At 56.2% G+C, this 1,872-nt stretch carries 3 protein-coding genes; all 3 read left to right on the forward strand.

What is annotated here, in order from left to right; genetic code table 11:
• Nucleotides 1-224 (forward strand): adenosylhomocysteinase (locus ABWP81_RS03970; protein WP_353139690.1); only part of this gene is annotated, 224 nt, incomplete at its 5' end.
• Nucleotides 225-241: 17 nt separating this feature from the next.
• Entirely contained in the window at nt 242-997 is a 756-nt protein-coding gene (locus ABWP81_RS03975) for a TlyA family RNA methyltransferase (RefSeq protein WP_353134379.1), read from the forward strand.
• A 22-nt stretch (nt 998-1,019) separates the two neighbouring features.
• The gene (gene metF / locus ABWP81_RS03980) at nt 1,020-1,859 is read left to right on the forward strand and encodes a methylenetetrahydrofolate reductase [NAD(P)H] (protein WP_353139693.1); all 840 of its coding nucleotides are present in this window, start codon (nt 1,020-1,022) and stop codon (nt 1,857-1,859) included.
• Nucleotides 1,860-1,872: the final 13 nt, after the last annotated feature.

Raw genomic sequence — 1,872 nt, forward strand, 5'->3', positions numbered from 1 at the left:
CTAGCTTTGCGAACCAAACGATCGCTCAGATCGAGTTGTTCACCAAGCAAGACCAATACGAATCGGGCAAGGTCTATGTGTTGCCTAAGCACTTGGACGAAAAAGTGGCACGTTTGCACCTCGAAAAAGTCGGCGCCATGCTGACGGTGTTGAGTGACGAGCAAGCTGCCTACATCGGCGTGGCAAAGACCGGCCCTTACAAAGCTGACACTTACCGCTACTAAGCACTCGCATTTCATTGATGCGAGCTGACCAGTTGCTTCTCGATCGAGGTTTAGCCGTATCGCGCTCTCAAGCGCAGCGGCTAATTACCTCGGGCGTGGAGTGGCGGTTGGGCACCAAACCGTGGCAACGCGTCACCAAGAATGGTGATGAGTTGCCACTACCCAGCGAGCTGCGATTGTTGGACACCGCCGAGGCGCGTTATGTGTCTCGCGGTGGTTTAAAGCTTGAAGGTGCGCTGCTCAGCAGCCGCCTGTCTGCCCAAGGTTTGCGTTGCCTCGATGTGGGGCAAAGCACCGGCGGCTTTACCGATTGCTTGTTGCACCAAGGTGCTGCGCAAGTGGTGGGTTTGGATGTGGGCCACGGCCAGTTGCATCCGCGATTGCGTGACGATGCGCGTGTGGTGTGTGTAGAACGCATCAACGCCCGCGAGTTGCAAGCCGACGATGCGCGCGTGCCAGGGGCGACCCAAGGATTTGATTTGGTGGTGGGTGATTTATCTTTTATCTCGCTCACCCTCGTTTTACCCGCGTTGCTGCCTTATCTAAAACAAGGTGGTGCGCTGTTGATGTTGGTGAAGCCGCAGTTTGAATTGCAGCCCAGTGACATTGGCAAAGGCGGCTTGGTCAAGGACGAAGCCAGCTACGCGCAGGTAGAAGCGCGTTTGCGCGAGGCCTGTGCTGGATTGAAATTAGAGGTGTTGGGCTACTGGCCCAGCGCCATTGCCGGTGGCGATGGCAACCAAGAATTTTGGATGGGTGCGCGTCACGCATGACGCGCCAACTAGTGAGATAGAGATGACCACAAACAACAGCTTGAGCATTGAGTTTTTCCCGCCCAAAACCCCTGAAGGTGCTGAAAAGCTGCGCGTTGTGCGCCAAGCTTTGTACCCGCTCAAGCCGCAGTTTTGCTCGGTCACCTACGGCGCAGGCGGCTCCACCCAAGCCGGCACGATTTCTACCCTGAAAGAAATTTTGGGCGAGGGCATGCCCGCTGCATCGCACTTCTCTTGCATCGGTGCCACCCGCGACAGCGTGCGCCAACAGTTGTCCGAGTTCAAAACCATGGGCGTCAAGCGCTTGGTGGCTTTGCGTGGTGACTTGCCCAGTGGCTTCGGCGCAGGCGGTGAGTTTCATTACGCCAGCGATTTGGTGGCATTTATTCGCGCCGAGACGGGTGACGACTTTGGCATTGAGGTGGCAGCTTATCCAGAGATTCACCCACAAGCCAAATCGGCCGAGGCTGACTTGCAAGCCTTTGCCACCAAAGTTAAAGCAGGCGCTGACTCGGCCATCACCCAATACTTTTACAACAGCGATGCGTATTTCCGTTTTGTGGAAGATGCCGATAAGTTGGGTGTGCACATTCCTATCGTGCCGGGCATCATGCCCATCAGCAGCTCGTCGCAGCTGTTGCGCTTCTCAGATGCGTGCGGCGCAGAAATTCCACGTTGGATTCGTTTGCGCTTGCAAGGCTATGGCGACGATATTGCTTCCATCAAAGCTTTTGGTTTGGAGGTGGTCACCGACCTGTGTGACCAGCTGCGTGCGGGGGGTGTGCCTGGGCTGCACTTCTACAGCATGAACCAAAGCGCCACCACGCTGGCTATTTGCAAAAACTTGGGGCTAGCTGCCTAAGCGCCTAAGCGCC

The organism is Limnohabitans sp. (assembly GCF_040401135.1).
GTDB lineage: Bacteria > Pseudomonadota > Gammaproteobacteria > Burkholderiales > Burkholderiaceae_C > Limnohabitans.

Bases quoted from the DNA above. Each gene is read 5' to 3' on its own strand.
- metF (WP_353139693.1), top strand. From the start codon at position 1,020: ATGACCACAAACAACAGCTTGAGCATTGAGTTTTTCCCGCCCAAAACC.
- ABWP81_RS03975 (WP_353134379.1), top strand. From the start codon at position 242: ATGCGAGCTGACCAGTTGCTTCTCGATCGAGGTTTAGCCGTATCGCGC.